General features: G+C 60.0%; 14 protein-coding genes. 10 read left to right on the top strand and 4 right to left on the bottom strand.

Annotated elements, in window-relative coordinates:
* Positions 1–404 precede the first annotated feature (404 nt).
* The 8 genes from ACO07N_RS15290 (at position 405) to ACO07N_RS15255 (ending at position 9,680) form a co-directional block, all read left to right on the top strand.
* Positions 405–866, top strand: a complete 462-nt coding sequence (locus ACO07N_RS15290) for a MerR family transcriptional regulator (RefSeq protein ID WP_306140744.1) — start codon at positions 405–407, stop codon at positions 864–866.
* 324 nt (positions 867–1,190) lie between these two features.
* Complete coding sequence (locus ACO07N_RS15285; RefSeq protein WP_421981843.1) at positions 1,191–2,987, top strand: acyl-CoA dehydrogenase C-terminal domain-containing protein; 1,797 nt, start codon at positions 1,191–1,193, stop codon at positions 2,985–2,987.
* 105 nt (positions 2,988–3,092) lie between these two features.
* Complete coding sequence (locus tag ACO07N_RS15280; RefSeq protein WP_421981842.1) at positions 3,093–3,731, top strand: glutathione S-transferase family protein; 639 nt, start codon at positions 3,093–3,095, stop codon at positions 3,729–3,731.
* Between the two features lie 25 nt (positions 3,732–3,756).
* Positions 3,757–4,965 (top strand): acetyl-CoA C-acetyltransferase, encoded by a 1,209-nt coding sequence (locus ACO07N_RS15275; protein ID WP_421981841.1) that lies wholly within the window; start codon positions 3,757–3,759, stop codon positions 4,963–4,965.
* Between the two features lie 3 nt (positions 4,966–4,968).
* Positions 4,969–5,367, top strand: a complete 399-nt coding sequence (locus ACO07N_RS15270; RefSeq protein WP_421981840.1) for a cupin domain-containing protein — start codon at positions 4,969–4,971, stop codon at positions 5,365–5,367.
* Between the two features lie 17 nt (positions 5,368–5,384).
* Positions 5,385–7,595: a 3-hydroxyacyl-CoA dehydrogenase NAD-binding domain-containing protein gene (locus tag ACO07N_RS15265; RefSeq protein WP_421981839.1), complete on the top strand. Its 2,211-nt coding sequence runs from the start codon at positions 5,385–5,387 to the stop codon at positions 7,593–7,595.
* 139 nt (positions 7,596–7,734) lie between these two features.
* On the top strand, positions 7,735–8,868 hold the full coding sequence (locus ACO07N_RS15260) for a helix-turn-helix domain-containing protein (RefSeq protein ID WP_421981838.1): 1,134 nt from the start codon (positions 7,735–7,737) through the stop codon (positions 8,866–8,868).
* Positions 8,869–9,404: 536 nt separating this feature from the next.
* Complete coding sequence (locus ACO07N_RS15255; protein ID WP_421981837.1) at positions 9,405–9,680, top strand: DUF6460 domain-containing protein; 276 nt, start codon at positions 9,405–9,407, stop codon at positions 9,678–9,680.
* A gap of 10 nt (positions 9,681–9,690) precedes the next feature.
* Here ACO07N_RS15255 and ACO07N_RS15250 read toward each other — a convergent pair whose 3' ends face one another.
* Together ACO07N_RS15250 and ACO07N_RS15245 are read right to left on the bottom strand one after the other, a co-directional pair.
* Complete coding sequence (locus ACO07N_RS15250) at positions 9,691–10,617, bottom strand: histone deacetylase (protein WP_421981836.1); 927 nt, start codon at positions 10,615–10,617, stop codon at positions 9,691–9,693.
* 79 nt (positions 10,618–10,696) lie between these two features.
* The gene (locus tag ACO07N_RS15245) at positions 10,697–11,434 is read right to left on the bottom strand and encodes a hypothetical protein (RefSeq protein ID WP_421981835.1); all 738 of its coding nucleotides are present in this window, start codon (positions 11,432–11,434) and stop codon (positions 10,697–10,699) included.
* Between the two features lie 87 nt (positions 11,435–11,521).
* Here ACO07N_RS15245 and ACO07N_RS15240 point away from each other — a divergent pair, with 87 nt between their 5' ends.
* Positions 11,522–11,863: a winged helix-turn-helix transcriptional regulator gene (locus tag ACO07N_RS15240; RefSeq protein ID WP_421981834.1), complete on the top strand. Its 342-nt coding sequence runs from the start codon at positions 11,522–11,524 to the stop codon at positions 11,861–11,863.
* A 51-nt stretch (positions 11,864–11,914) separates the two neighbouring features.
* Positions 11,915–13,267, top strand: coding sequence for an MATE family efflux transporter (locus ACO07N_RS15235; protein WP_421981833.1), 1,353 nt, complete (start codon positions 11,915–11,917; stop codon positions 13,265–13,267).
* Between the two features lie 26 nt (positions 13,268–13,293).
* On the opposite strand, the gene ACO07N_RS15230 is transcribed toward ACO07N_RS15235, so the two are convergent.
* Positions 13,294–14,388, bottom strand: a complete 1,095-nt coding sequence (locus ACO07N_RS15230) for a quinone-dependent dihydroorotate dehydrogenase (RefSeq protein WP_421981832.1) — start codon at positions 14,386–14,388, stop codon at positions 13,294–13,296.
* A complete protein-coding gene (locus ACO07N_RS15225) occupies positions 14,385–14,729 on the bottom strand; it encodes a DUF952 domain-containing protein (RefSeq protein ID WP_421981831.1) in 345 nt (114 codons plus the stop codon). Before ACO07N_RS15225 ends, ACO07N_RS15230 begins: the two co-directional genes overlap by 4 nt.
* Positions 14,730–14,876 lie beyond the last annotated feature (147 nt).

Genomic DNA, 14,876 nt, shown 5'->3' with positions numbered 1-14,876 from the left:
CTGGACTGACGGTCACCGTGACCGCGGTTTGAGCTTGGCTACCAACCGTTTCCGTCGAAAAACGGCACGGTGGCAGCGTTTCAACGAACTTTGTCGACTTAGGGTAAACAGGTAGTTAACCATCGTTGCTAAATGCGAAAATCAAGCTTTTTTGCCGAAAATGACCTGTTTATATGTCTATTTCCGGCGAGAACGATTTGAATTTTCTTAATTTTTCTTAACCTTTCACGCTCCCCTCTGGACCTTTACGCATACGTAAGCTAAATAGGCGCCAATCACCGGCGCGCAGACCTGTTTTCGCAGCAATAGCAAGACAGTAACCAACTACGATGTCCGCGCGCAGGTCAAAGAGAAAGAAAAGCCAACATTGCCGGGGAACGGCAAAGAATCGAGTTGAGACTACCATGAGCGAAGCGCTTTCAATCCTTAATGAAGACGATCTTGTCGATGTCGTGTCCGCTTCGGACGACAGCACCAAGAAAACCCAGTTCACGATCGGCGACCTTGCCAAGGAATTCGGCTGCACGCTGAGAACACTGCGCTTTTACGAAGACAAGGGCCTTTTGAACCCGAAGCGTGACGGCTTGAACCGTGTCTACAACCGCCGCGACCGGGCCCGGCTGAAACTTGTCCTGATGGGCAAGCGCGTCGGTTTCTCGCTGACGGAGATCCGGGACATGCTGGATCTGTATGACCTACGCGACGGCCAGGTCACGCAGCTGCGGGTCGCCCTTTCGAAGTTCAATGAACAGATTGCGGTCCTGGAAGACCAGAGAAAAGACATCGAACAGGCGATCGAGGAACTGTCGCGCACGGTGGAAATCGTGTCCGGCATGCTCAAGCACAAGGAGGCCGAGGAAGCCTGATCCTCGCCCGAACGACGGCAACGCGAAACACCGGCCACCTGGCCGGTGTTTTTTTGTCTTGTGCCCGGTTCGTCCGCTCTTCACCGCCGTATTGCCTTGCATTCGCCAGAGCTGAAAACCGTCAAAAAAACGTCATCACAACATGAATTTGATGCCGGCATTGACGAAAACGCTTCCATTTTGCCTGTTTTGGGCACATTTTTTTGCAATCCCTTCCGTTGGGACACCACTTGCCGCATCAAATCAAGACGCGTATATAGGCGCTAGATGACGTTTACGGAAACGTAAACTAAAAACCGATCCGGCAGATCTGGGAGGATGTGCATGCCAAGCTATACCGCGCCCGTCGACGACACGCTTTTCCTGCTGAAAGATGTTTTCGGCTACGACCGTTATTCGAACCTGCCGGGCTTCTCCGATGCGCCGCTCGACCTCGTTGAGGCCATCCTGCGCGAAGGCGGCAAATTCGCGGAAGAAGTTCTGCAGCCCCTCAACCAGAGCGGGGACCAGGAAGGCTGCACCCGGAATGAAGACGGGTCTGTCACCACGCCGAAAGGCTTTACCGAGGCGTATCAGGCCTTCTGCGAGAACGGCTGGGGCACGTTGTCTGCCGATCCCGACCATGGCGGTCAGGGCCTGCCGCACACGCTTGCGACCATCTTCAACGAATATGCGTCTTCGGCGAACATGGCCTTTTCCATGTATCCGGGTCTCACGGCAGGTGCCGTGGCAGCCTTGACCATTCACGGCACAGACGACCAGAAACAGACCTATCTTCCCAACATGATCGCCGGCACCTGGACCGGGACCATGAACCTGACCGAACCGCATTGCGGAACCGATCTCGGACTGATCCGGACAAAAGCGGTTCCCCAACCCGACGGATCGTACAAGATCTCGGGAACCAAGATCTTCATCTCGGCCGGCGAACACGACATGTCGGAAAACATCATTCATCTGGTGCTCGCCCGGATCGAGGGTGCGCCGGACGGCGTCAAGGGAATTTCGCTTTTCGTCGTGCCCAGGAACAGTGTCGGCGAAGACGGTGCCGTCGGCGGGAACAACGGTGTCTCGTGCGGCTCCATCGAACACAAGATGGGCATTCACGGCAACGCCACCTGCGTGATGAACTACGACGATGCGACCGGCTGGCTGGTCGGCGAGGAAAACAAGGGTCTCAAGGCGATGTTCGTCATGATGAACGAAGCGCGTCTCGGCGTCGCGGTTCAGGGCCTGTCGCAATCCGAGGTCGCCTATCAGAACGCGGTCACCTACGCCAGGGACCGCCTTCAGGGCCGCGCGCTGACCGGTCCAAAAAGTCCGGACAAGGCCGCGGATCCGATCATCGTGCACCCGGATGTCCGCCGGACACTGATGTCCATCCGTGCCTTCAACGAGGCGGCGCGGGCCCTGATCATCTGGACGGCCCTTCACGGCGACATTTCGCACCGCTCGGACGACGAAAAGGACCGGCAATATTCCGATGACATGATGGGACTGATGACACCGGTGCTGAAAGGGGTCCTCACCGATACCGGTTTTGCCAATGCCGTCAACGCGCAACAGATGTATGGCGGTCATGGCTACATCGCGGAATGGGGCATGGAACAGTTCGTGCGCGATGCGCGCATTGCGATGATCTACGAAGGTGCCAACGGCATTCAGGCGCTCGACCTCGTCGGGCGGAAGCTGCCGGCAAATGGCGGGCGCGCCGTGATGAGCTTCTTCAACGAAGTGAACACGTTCCTGAAGGAAAACAAGGACAACGAGGATCTTGCGGCCTTTACCGGACCGTTGAAGAAAGGCATGGACGACCTTCAGGGCGCGACCATGTGGTTCATGAACAATGCCATGAAGAACCCGGACAATGCGGGCGCGGGATCCACCGACTACATGCACCTGTTCGGACTGGTTGCCCTCGGCTACATGTGGACCAGGATGGCCAAGTCCATCCAGGAAACACTTGCCGGCGATGCAGGCGAGAAGACCGACTGGCTGAAGACCAAGCTGGCCTTCGGAACGTTTTTCATGGAACGCACGATGCCGGAGACAGCGGCTCACCTTGCGCGGATATCTTCCGGTTCCGAAACACTGATGTCGCTGGACGAGGACGCATTCTGATCCGGTATTGCCCGGCTTTTCCGGGGCCGGAATTAGCGCGCGCGAATCCGCAATGGCCGGTGTAGGTTCTCAACCTAAGCAACCAGCCAGGGAGACGAAACAGGTATGGCCGACTACGTTCTTTATTGCATGGCCCAGTCGGGGCACTCGTACAAGGTGGCACTGATGCTGGAACTGTGCGGTGCCGACTGGGAGCCGAAATGGGTGGACTTCTTCAACGGCGAAACCCGTTCGGAAGAGTTCCGCAGTTCGCTCAATGAAATGGGTGAAGTGCCGGTTCTGGTGCATGGCGACACGACGCTGACCCAGTCCGGGACCATTCTCGACTACCTGGTTGAAAAGTTTGATGCGTTTGGCGGGGCGGACAACGACGAGCGCCGCGAAATCCTGCGCTGGACGATCTTCGACAACCAGAAAATCTCGGGTGTGGCCGGGCCTCTGCGGTTTCTGCGGATCTATGCGAAGACCGGTGAGACGGAGGTCACGAAGTGGCTTGAAGGCAGGTTCAAGAGCGCGCTTGCGATCCTGGAAAAACACTTCGAGACGAACGCTTTTGCCATCGGCGACAAGCCGACGACCGCCGACTTTTCGCTGTGCGGCTACCTGTACGTCCGCGACGAGATCGGAACGGATTTTACCCCCTACCCGAACGTCGCCGCCTGGCTGGAGCGGATCAAGGCCCTGCCCGGCTGGAAACACCCCTACGACCTGATGCCCGGCCACCCTTTGCCGGGCGCCGACTAGACACCACCGTCCGAAGGAGGACCAGATGGCTGAAGCCTATATCTTCGATCACGTCAGAACCCCGCGCGGCAGGGGCAAGAAGGACGGCGCGCTTCACGAAGTGCCATCCGTGCGACTGGCGGCAACGGCGTTGGAAGCGGTCCGCGACCGCAACGGGCTCGACACGGCCAGAGTGGACGACGTCATCCTGGGATGCGTCGATCCCGTCGGCGAAGCGGGTGGCGATATCGCCCGTGCCGCGGTTTTCGCCGCAGGCTACGACACGTCGGTCCCCGGCATGCAGATCAACCGCTTCTGTGCGTCCGGGCTCGACGCGGTCAACATGGCATCGGCCCAGGTGATGTCCGGTCAGCACAAGCTGGTCATCGCCGGCGGCGTTGAGAGCATGAGCCGGGTCGGCATCGGCGCCTCGGGCGGCGCCTGGCCGATCGAGCCGCAGGTGGCCGTTCCCTCCTATTTCATGCCGCAGGGTGTCTCCGCCGATCTGATCGCGACCAAATACGGCTTCAGCCGCGACGATTGCGACGGCTATGCGGTCGAAAGTCAGAAACGTGCCGCGAAATCCTGGGAAGACGGGCGGTTCTCCAAATCCGTGGTGCCGGTGAAAGACATCAACGGCATCACCATTCTGGACCGGGACGAGCACATGCGGCCGGAGACCGACATGCAGTCCCTCGCTTCGCTCAATCCGTCGTTCGAACTGATGGGTGCCATGGGCGGCTTCGATGCCGTCGGTATCCAGGCCCATCCGGAAATCGAGGCGATCAAGCATGTGCATCATGCCGGCAACTCGTCCGGGATCGTTGACGGAGCGGCTGCGGTTCTGATCGGTTCGAGCACGGCCGGCCGGTCTTCGGGACTGAAACCCCGCGCCCGCATCAAGGCCTTTGCCAATATCGGTTCGGAACCCGCCCTGATGCTGACGGGGCCGGTGGACGTAACGAAGAAACTGCTCAAGAACGCCAAGATGGAGATGAAGGATCTCGACCTCGTCGAAATCAACGAAGCCTTCGCTTCCGTGGTTCTGCGCTACCAGCAGGCATTCGACCTCGACCCGGACATCGTCAACGTGAATGGCGGCGCGATCGCCATGGGCCACCCGCTTGGCGCGACCGGCGCGATGATCCTGGGCACGGTTCTCGACGAACTGGAACGCCGCGATCTGAACACGGCGCTCGTCACGCTTTGCATCGGCGCCGGCATGGGCACGGCGACCATCATCGAGCGCGTCTGAGCCATGATCAGCAATATCGAAAAGGAATTCGACGCCATTACCGACACCTGGTCGCCGCGTGTCGTCGCGGATGTGAACGGCCAGTGCGTCAAGCTGGCAAAACTGAAGGGCGAATTCGTCTGGCACGACCACGCGGAAGAAGACGAACTGTTTTTCGTGGTCAAGGGCGCACTGACGATCCGGTACCGCGATCGGGTTGATGCCGTCCTGAGCGCCGGAGACCTGCACGTCGTTCCCAGGGGCGTCCAGCACAATCCGATCGCGGAAGACGAATGCTGGGTCATGCTTTTCGAACCCGCAGAAACCAAACACACAGGCGAGGTCATCGTCGAAGGCACCAGGACGGCCGCGCAGCAGCGCGCCCACATGCAGTCCGAGAGCCTGCCCTCAAAAAGCGCCTGATCCGAGGAGGTATTCCCATGAGCTACAAGAACTTCACTCTCGAAACCGACGCTGACGGCATTGCCGTGATCACCTGGGACATGCCCGAGAAGTCTTTGAACGTCATTGACCTGACGGTGATGGATGAACTTGACGCGATCATCGACCAGGTTGCGCAGGACGACGCCATCACGGGTGCGGTGATCCATTCCGGGAAAGCGGCCTTTTCCGGCGGCGCGGACCTGACCATGATGGAAGGCCTGTTGAAGGACTTCCACGTCAAGCGCGGAGCCGATCCTGAAGGGGCGGCAAAGATGCTTTACGAAGGCTCCCGCCGTCTGACGCTCATCTACCGCAAGCTGGAAACATGCGGCAAACCGTTTGTGGCCGCTGTCGCGGGTACCTGCATGGGCGGCGGCACGGAACTGGCGCTTGCCTGCCATGCCCGCGTCGCCGACGAGGGCCTGAAAATGGGCCTTCCGGAAGTCAAGGTCGGGCTTTTCCCGGGGGCTGGCGGTACGCAGCGCGTCATGCGCATGACCGACGGCCAGCAGGGGATGCAGTTCCTTCTGCAGGGACGGACCCTCAGGGCACCGCAGGCGTTGCAGATGAAACTGGTCAACGAGGTCACCGGCACGAAGAAGCTGGTCGGAGCGGCAAAGAAATTGCTGAAGAGCGGACTGGATCCGGTCAAGGACTGGGACAAGAAGGGCTACAAACTGCCGAATGGCAAGATCTATTCCCCGGCCGGGTTCCAGTTCTGGCCTGCCGCAAATGCCATCTACCGCCGCGAGACCTATGACAATTATCCCGGCGCCCGCTATCTCCTGAGCGCCGTCGTCGAAGGGCTGCAACTGCCGATGGACCTCGCACTCCAGGTCGAGAGCCGGTATTTCGCGAAGGTGCTCCAGACACCGGAAGCGGCCAACATGATCCGCTCTCTGTTCGTTTCCATGCAGGAGCTGAACAAGCTCGCCCGCCGCCCGGCCGACCAGAGACCGAACAAGATCAAGAAGGTCGGGATCCTCGGCGCCGGCTTCATGGGCGCCGGTATCGCCTATGTGTCCGCGAATGCCGGCATCGATGTAGTGCTGATCGACCGCGACCAGGACGCCGCGGACAAGGGCAAGGCCCATTCCGACGAGTTGATGAGCAAGGCGGTCAAGCGCGGCCGGGCGAGTGAAGACCAGAAGGACAAGCTGCTCGCACGCATCACGCCGACAACGGATTACGACGCGCTCGCTGATTGCGATCTGGTGATCGAAGCCGTCTTCGAAGACCGCGAGATCAAGCGGACAGTGACCCAGGACGCCGAGGCGGTGATGAAGTCACGGGCGATCTTTGCGTCAAACACCTCGACACTGCCGATCACCTCGCTGGCGCAGGCCTCCAAGCGGCCCAAGAATTTCATCGGCATTCACTTCTTTTCGCCCGTGGACAAGATGATGCTTGTCGAGGTGATCCTGGGCAAGCGCACCTCCGACAGGGCGCTGGCAATGGCACTGGACTACATCAAGGCCATCAAGAAAACGCCGATCGTCGTCAATGACAGCCGCGGTTTCTATACCTCCCGCGTTGTCATGACCTACATCCGTGAAGGGCTGATGATGCTGGGTGACGGCGTTCCCGCCGCGATGATCGAGAATGCCGGAAAGATGGCGGGCATGCCCGTCGGGCCGCTTTCCCTCGGGGACGAGGTCGCGCTTGATCTTGCATGGAAAATCGTCTCCGCCACGCGCAAGGATCTCGGCGTGAAATATGTCGAAGGGCCGCTCGACAACATTCTCGAGGACATGGTCGTCAAGAGAGAGCGCTTCGGCCGCAAAAACGGCAAGGGCTTCTACGACTACAAGGGCAAGGACAAGAAACTCTGGCCCGGCCTGACCGACGTGACCGGGCAGCCCAAGCCGGCGGACAGCTTCAACATCGAAGAGCTCAAGCAGCGCCTTCTGGTGATGCAGGCGCTCGAGACGGCGCGCATCTTCGAGGAGCGCTGCCTGACCGACGTGCGCGAGGCCGATGTCGGTTCCATTCTCGGCTTCGGTTTTGCCCCCTATTCGGGAGGAACGCTCAGCTATATCGACATGATGGGCACCCCGGCGTTCGTGGACATCTGCAAGAAGTTCACACGCAAGTGGGGTCCAAGGTTCAAGCCCAACAAGCTGCTGCGTGACATGGCCAAGGAAAACGAGACTTTCTATGGAAAGTTTCCGCCCAAGGCGGGCGACACCGCCAGGGAAGCCGCATAAATCCTGCGGACCATCTCACTCGGTGAGATGGTCCGTTTCATTTGAAAAGACGTGTGAATTGCGCGCCGAATCTTGATCCTTGAGGCCCAGTCATGCACAGTTCACCTGAGAAGTGTGCACGAATTAGCCGGAGACAGGAATGCCGCTTGAAGGCGAATGGGCACGTGCGGACGTGTTCCGGGTCTTGCGAGATATCAGTTCGAACTCTGATTTGAACTGGCCGCAAATCGCGGCACGCTATGACTTTGACCTGGCTGCAATCGATGATCCCCAAGGTGTCGTGCCCATCACCGCGTGGCACGGCGTGTTCGAGGAAGTCGCCAAGTCCCTCGACAACGATGCCGTCATGTTCGACATCTTCAACAATGTCGACCTCGGCTGCTTCTCCCTGTTCGACTACGTTTTTTCCTGTGCTCCCACCGTCAGGGACGCCTGTCTTGCCTGGGTCAAGTTCATACCGATCCGGACAAACGCCTACCGAATCGTTTTCGAAGAGGACGAAACCGGCGGATATGTCGAATGGCCGATCCTGGAAGGACGCGGTGAATGGCGGCAGAACATGTTCGCCCGGGTCGGCTGGGCGGCACAACAGCTGGAACACGCGCTCGAACAACAGGTTCCACCGATCCTGATCGAGTTGGCTACCTCACCGCCCCGGAAAAAATCGGCATTTCAGAAGAAGTATCAGGGCCGGCTCAAGTTCGGAGCCTCGCACAATCGCATCTTCATCCCCAAGGCTCTGCTGACACGTCCCCTGCGCCAGAGTGACAGCCACCTCTACGAGATCATTCTGAGATCTGCGATGGAGGAACTGGACACATTCGGGCAACTGGAATCACCGCTCACCAGAATTGCCAACGAAGTCGCGTCGAACCTGGCGCACGGTGCCTGTACGCTGCCGCATATCTCGGCGAAGCTCGGCATGTCGCAGCGCGCGGTTCAGCGGCTGCTGGAGCGGGAAGGCACGAGTTTCCGCAAGCTGAGCGAAGAAATCCGGCGCTCTGCCGCCGACAGGTATCTGCGCGGCACGGATCTGCCCATGAAAGAGATCGCCTATCTCATCGGCTTTGCGGAACTCAGCACGTTTTCCAGAGCTGTCAAATCGTGGTTCGGCATGTCACCGCGGAAATACCGCGAAGGGTCCCACAGGCATACGGCCTCCGGTGCAAGTGCCCGCAAGAAAGCGGAGGCGGTCCGGCTCATGAGCGTTCCGCATCCCGCCGTGCGCAGCGTCAAGGCAGTCTCGCGGAAAACAGGTGCGACCGCGGACTGATCACGCGTCACGTGGATAAGGCAAGATCGTGCTGGGAAGAATTCCGGCACGGTGGTGATTACGGGCTGAACCACCGCCGCGCCTGAGATAAATCCGTGGTCCTGTCTGCAGCCGTCACTCCAAGCGGATGCAGCGACTCTTTTGCGGAAGCGACCCCCTCAAGCTGCAAGAGGTATCCCTTCCGGTCCCGGACCGGCCTGCAGCGTGCCTTTTTATCGCGTCGACCGGGGGGTTCCGGATCGGCGTTTTCTTTCGCCACAGATTTAGGGTATCGCTGCCTTATGGGAAGTGGGCATTCCGATTTCAGCAGATTGTTCTCATACCCAAGCCAATAATTACGCCACCTATAGTTAATTGTCATTAACATGAGACCACCAGCATTTGGCTTTTCGCGACATTTTGCATACGAATTCAGCAAAACAGACAAGGTTCTGATATTACGTAACAATATAGGGTGTTTACAGGGTGCGTTGTATTTACCGGTGATTGTCCCTAATTATCAGGCACCATGACAGTCACCACGTCCGGAGGAACACATGTCCGATAGCGGCCTGAGCCGATTTCTTGGCGGGTCTCCCGCCCAGGTTCTTTTGCGGCTGGTGTTTCTGTCCTTCGTTGTCGGCATCATCCTGTCCGCGCTGAACCTCGACCCGCTCGATCTTGTCCACATGACCGTCAACTTCGTCGAACGGCTCTGGAACATGGGTTTCAACGCCATCGGCAGACTTGGAAACTACCTTGTTGTCGGCGCCATTGTGGTCCTTCCGATCTGGTTCGTCATGCGCCTTCTGGCGATGGGCAAGTCCCGCTAGGGTCAGGACCCTAGACCGCCGCCCCGGCGCTTTCAGCCAACACGCTCCTGGCAGTTCTGTGCAGGATCAGGTGGCGATCGGCCAGTTCGTCAATGTCCGTGGAATACCCCCCGCCCAGCACACCGGCGAGCGGCAGCCCCGCCTGCCTGACTGTCCCGATGACGTATCGGTCCCGTTTCTTCAGGCCGTCCCGCGACAGTTTCAACCGGCCCAGACGGTCGTTCCGGTAGGGATCGACACCCGCATTGTAAACGACGATGTCCCAGGCTGCGCGCGCGAGCAGGCCCGGCAATGTCTTTTCCAGGATCGTGAGGTAGTCTTCGTCGCCCGTCGCGTCGGGCAGACCGACATCGAGATGGGAGGGTACCTTGCGGACGGGGTAGTTCTTCTGCGAATGCATCGAAAACGTGAAGATGTCCGGATCACCCTGGAAGATATCCGCGGTGCCGTCTCCCTGGTGCACGTCCAGGTCGATCACCAGCGCCTTGCGAATGGCGCCGTCCGCCTGCAGCACGCGGAGGGCCACCGCCACATCGTTGAAGACACAGAACCCGGCCCCGTGCAGCCGCCGCGCGTGGTGGCTGCCGCCTGCCGTGTTGCACGCAATGCCATGCTCCAGCGCGAGGTAGGCGGTGAGGACCGTTCCACCCGTGGCGCAGCGGGCGCGCAGTGCAATGTCTTCCCGCATGGGAAAACCGATTTCTCTTGCGACCTTGTCGGGAACCTTGCCGTTGAAGACCTGGTCCACATAGGCTGGGTCATGCGCAAGCGCGACCCATTCAAACGGCGCAGGCCTCGGCCGGAAGAACGATCCGCCATCAAGCAGGTCTTCTTTCCGGATCAGGTCCGCAACGGCGCGGAACTTGTCCATCGGGAACCTGTGATTAGCCGGCAGGTCGGCACAATAAGCGGGGTGATGAACGATCGGCAGAGGCATTGCCTGCACTATAGCGCGCGGCCCGCGGCTTGCCAGTACCGGTGGCAGCCGCCGGAAACCGTTTCCGGCGGCCATTCAATCAGGCGCTGGCTGCAGAAAAGCGCGCCGCTCCGCGAAGCTTCATGATCGAAAAGACATGGGCGGCCAGAAAAACCGGAACAAAGAATGCAGGGAACAACACCAGCGGGAAATTGTTGATGATGTTGGGATTTTCCAGCGCCATGACATGCAGGAAACCGACGGACGTCATAAGTCCTGTCAGAACCGCGACCGCGAAATCCAGAAGCCCGATGATGTTGGCCCGCCAGACGAGCGCGGTGGCGTCCGCCCGCCCCGCCTCTAGCGCCCTGAAGGCCTGCCAACCGGCAATGCCTGCCCAGATGTCGCCGAGACCGGCTGGTAACGCAAATTGCCATGGGATGTCCCCGACGGCCCAGCCGATGAGAAAAACGCCTCCCATCACGCGCGGTGCCTGGAAGGCGATGAGTTCGCGCTGATCGGCCCCTGCAAACAGTCTCCTGCCGGAAGCGGTCGCGAAGGCGAGAAGAACCAGTAGGGCGGTTCCGCCAAACAGGAAAAACAGGATGTAGGGAACACCTGTTGCCGTTTCGGGAGGTGCGAGAATGCCAAGCTCACCCAGGCGCACCGCCAGTGCATACCAGACCCCGAACAGCAGACCGAGCACCGCCAGGACACCAGCGGTCGATGACCGGGACAGGCCGGCGCGATGCGCTGCCACCGCGACAGCGGTCACGGCAAGCACCGGCAGCAAGATCGCGAACACCCGGACATAGAACTCGAGAACGATTGGAAACATGACACTCATCCTAACTTCAATTTCGATAGTGACTACTTATTTCGTAGTGACTTCACAAATTACAAGTGGCTGCCTACATTTCCCCGCATGAAAAAGATTTCGCGCGCCCATTGCCCGATCCGCCGGGCAACAGACATTCTGACGGACCAGTGGTCGTTTCTGATCCTTCGGGAGTTCTTTCTGGAAGGTGAAACGCGCCGTTTCCAGGATCTGCAAACCGAACTCGGCCTGTCCCCGAACACGCTGTCAAATCGACTGAAGCACCTTGAAACCGCGGGGGTGCTTGAACGGAAGCTCTATTCCAGCCACCCGCCGAGAGCTGAATATGTGCTGACCGAAATGGGCCGCCGGTTCGGCCCGGTGCTGGAAGCCATGTATGACTGGGGAACACTCTACCCGGCCCCGGACGCTGCCGACAAAAGCGATTGACGAACGCTCCTTGTGCGGACAGAAAGGCGCTGACTTCAACCTGAGCTTTTCATGGCACCTTCCAGCGCAGCGGGCGAGCCGACACGCCGCCCCTTCTCCGTAACGCACCGATCGGTCCTGGCAATCGCCATTCCCATGACGCTCGGCTACCTGTCGACGCCGCTGCTCGGCGTTGTCGACATGGCCGTCATAGGACGCCTGGGCGACGCTGCGCTTCTCGGCGGGATTGCCCTTGGCGGGATCATCTTCGACCTCATCTTCACGACCTTCAATTTCCTGCGTGCCGGCACGACGGGTCTGACCGCGCAGGCGGTCGGCGGCCAGAACCAGGAAGAAATCAAGGCGACGCTTGCGCGGGCGCTTGTCATCGCCGCAGTCGGCGGCCTCCTCGTCATCCTGCTGCAGTCCCCGCTGCTTCATGCCGGGCAATGGTTCCTGGGCGGCAGTGCGGATGTCCAGGCCGTGACCACGCGGTATTTCGACATACGCGTGCTCAGTGCGCCGTTTCTCCTGGCAAATTACGCGATCCTCGGCTGGTTCATCGGACTTGGCCGTGCCGGGACAGGCCTCTTGCTGCAACTCTTCCTGAACGGCCTGAACATCGCGCTCAGCGTCTGGTTCGTCGTCGGACTGGGATGGAGCGTCGAAGGTGTCGCGTTTGCGACCGTGCTGAGCGAGATCGCAACGACGCTGCTCGGACTTGCTCTCGTGCTGAAAAGTGCGGGACACAGGTCCTGGCCCGCATTGCAGGTGATTTTCGACAGACGTCTTCTGATGCGCATGATGGCCCTGAACCGGGACATCATGATCCGCTCCTTCGCGCTGCTTTACGCCTATGCGTTCTTCATGGCCCGATCGGCAGACCAGGGCGATGCCGTTCTTGCGGCAAACGCAGTGCTTGAGAAGTTCATCCTGGTGTCCGGCTACTTCCTGGACGGATTGGCAACGGCGGCGGAACAGCTTGCCGGCCGCGCGGTCGGTGCCAGGTACAGACCGGCCTTCGACAGAACGGTGAAATTGACCGCGGTCTGGAGTTTCGCCATGGCCGGTGTCCTCTCGCTGATCTTCCTGCTGCTCGGATCTGCGATGATCGACTTCATGACCACCTCGCCGGAGGTCCGCAGCCTTGGCAACACCTATCTCATCTGGGCGGTCCTGGCGCCCCTGCTGGGTGTACTAGCCTTCCAGATGGACGGCATTTACATCGGCGCAACCTGGTCGGACACGATGCGGAACATGATGCTGCTGTCGCTCGCCTTCTACGTGGCTGCCTACTACCTGCTGTTCCCGCTTCTGGGCAACCACGGGCTCTGGCTCGCCATCTCGCTGTTTCTGGGACTGCGCGGGCTCACGCTGCTGGCGGTCTGCAAACGACGGGCCGACCGGACGTTTGCCCAGTCCTAGCGAACGAAGCCGAAATCGACGCGAGCCTAAAGCTCTTCGGAGGCCCAGGCATCCACGTTGGTATCCCGGGCTTCGCGCAGGGATAAAAACCCGTGTTTGTCCAGCCTGTCGGCCAGACCTTTCAGGATGTCTCCGACCAGTGCGGGTCCCTTGAAAACCAGCGAGGAATAGACCTGCAGCAGGTCTGCCCCGGCCGCGATCTTGGTCCAGGCCGTCTCGGCACTGTCAATGCCGCCGACGCCGACAATGACGAGATCGGGTCCGGCCAGTTTGCGCGCCCGCGCGAGCGCGATGGTGGATTTTCGAAACAGCGGCCTGCCCGACAGCCCGCCGGCTTCCTGATACGGGCCCTGCCCGCTCAGCCCCGTCCTGTCGATCGTCGTGTTCGACACGATCAGCCCGTCGATGGCCTGTTCCAGCACTTCCTCGACAATGTCCTTCAGGTCTTCTTCCACGACATCCGGCGCGATCTTGAGAAAGAGCGGCACCCGCCGCCCGGTTTCCCCGGCCCGCGCGTCGCGCGCCGCAACGACGCCCTTGAGAAGCTCGGCGAGCGCGGAACGCGCCTGCAGATCCCGCAGGCCCGGCGTATTGGGCGACGAGATATTGACGGTGAAATAGGATGCCAGATCGGCGAATTCGTTGATCCCGGCGACGTAGTCGGCAATGCGGTCGGCCGCGTTCTTGTTGGCTCCGACATTGATGCCGACAATGCCCTGCTGCGCCTTCCTTGCTAGCAGGCGGTCGCGCATCGCCGCGTGACCGTCATTGTTGAAGCCGTAGCGATTGATGACGCCTTCATCGGCGGCCAGGCGGAAGACGCGCGGCCGCGGGTTTCCCGGCTGTCCCAATGGCGTCACGGAGCCGACTTCGGTGAATCCGAAGCCCAGGTTCAACACAGCATCGGGAACATCCGCGTTCTTGTCGAAACCGGCCGCCATTCCGAGCGGGTTGGGGAAATCGAGATCCCAATGCGTGACCTTGAGGCGCGGATCGCACGGCTCAGGTCTCGCCGCGAGCAGGCCGGTTTTCAGCGTAAGAACCGTCAGCTTGTGGGCGTTTTCCGCATCGAGCAGATGCAGTCCTTTCAACGCAAGGCCCTGAAGCGGTCCGGCTGTCACGCGCTCATCTCCGGAAAGACATGCGCTCCATCCGCTGACAAAGGCAGTGCCTTGACCCAGAGCGCCGCATCAGGCTTCAGGTCCGCGTAGAGGTGCGGAAACAGGGCGCCGCCACGTGATGGTTCCCATTTGAGCGCCTCTCCAAAGGCTTCGCTTTCAAAAGCGGCCAGCAGCAGATCGTCCTGACCGCTGAAGTGTTTTGCCGCCGTTTCGCGCGCCTGATCGGCGGTGGAAAAATGGATGTAACCATCGGCCAGGTCGACCGGGGCTCCCTTGAAAACGCCTGCCGCTTGCGCCTCCTGCCACATGGCCCGTGGGACGATCTTGAATATCAGTGTCATTTTCCGTGTTTCCGTCGCGACGTGTCCGCTGCCTTCATTTCCGGGCGGACACTACTCACAGGCCGGTCCGCAAACAAGCGGGCTGCGCGGACTTTCTGCCTGCATGACAAATTCACATGGAAAATGCAAAATAGCGCTGCGTTACGT

It is taken from the genome of Roseibium sp., from assembly GCF_965229775.1.
In the GTDB taxonomy this organism is placed as follows: domain Bacteria; phylum Pseudomonadota; class Alphaproteobacteria; order Rhizobiales; family Stappiaceae; genus Roseibium.
This window is presented reverse-complemented; position numbering and strand designations above follow the sequence as displayed.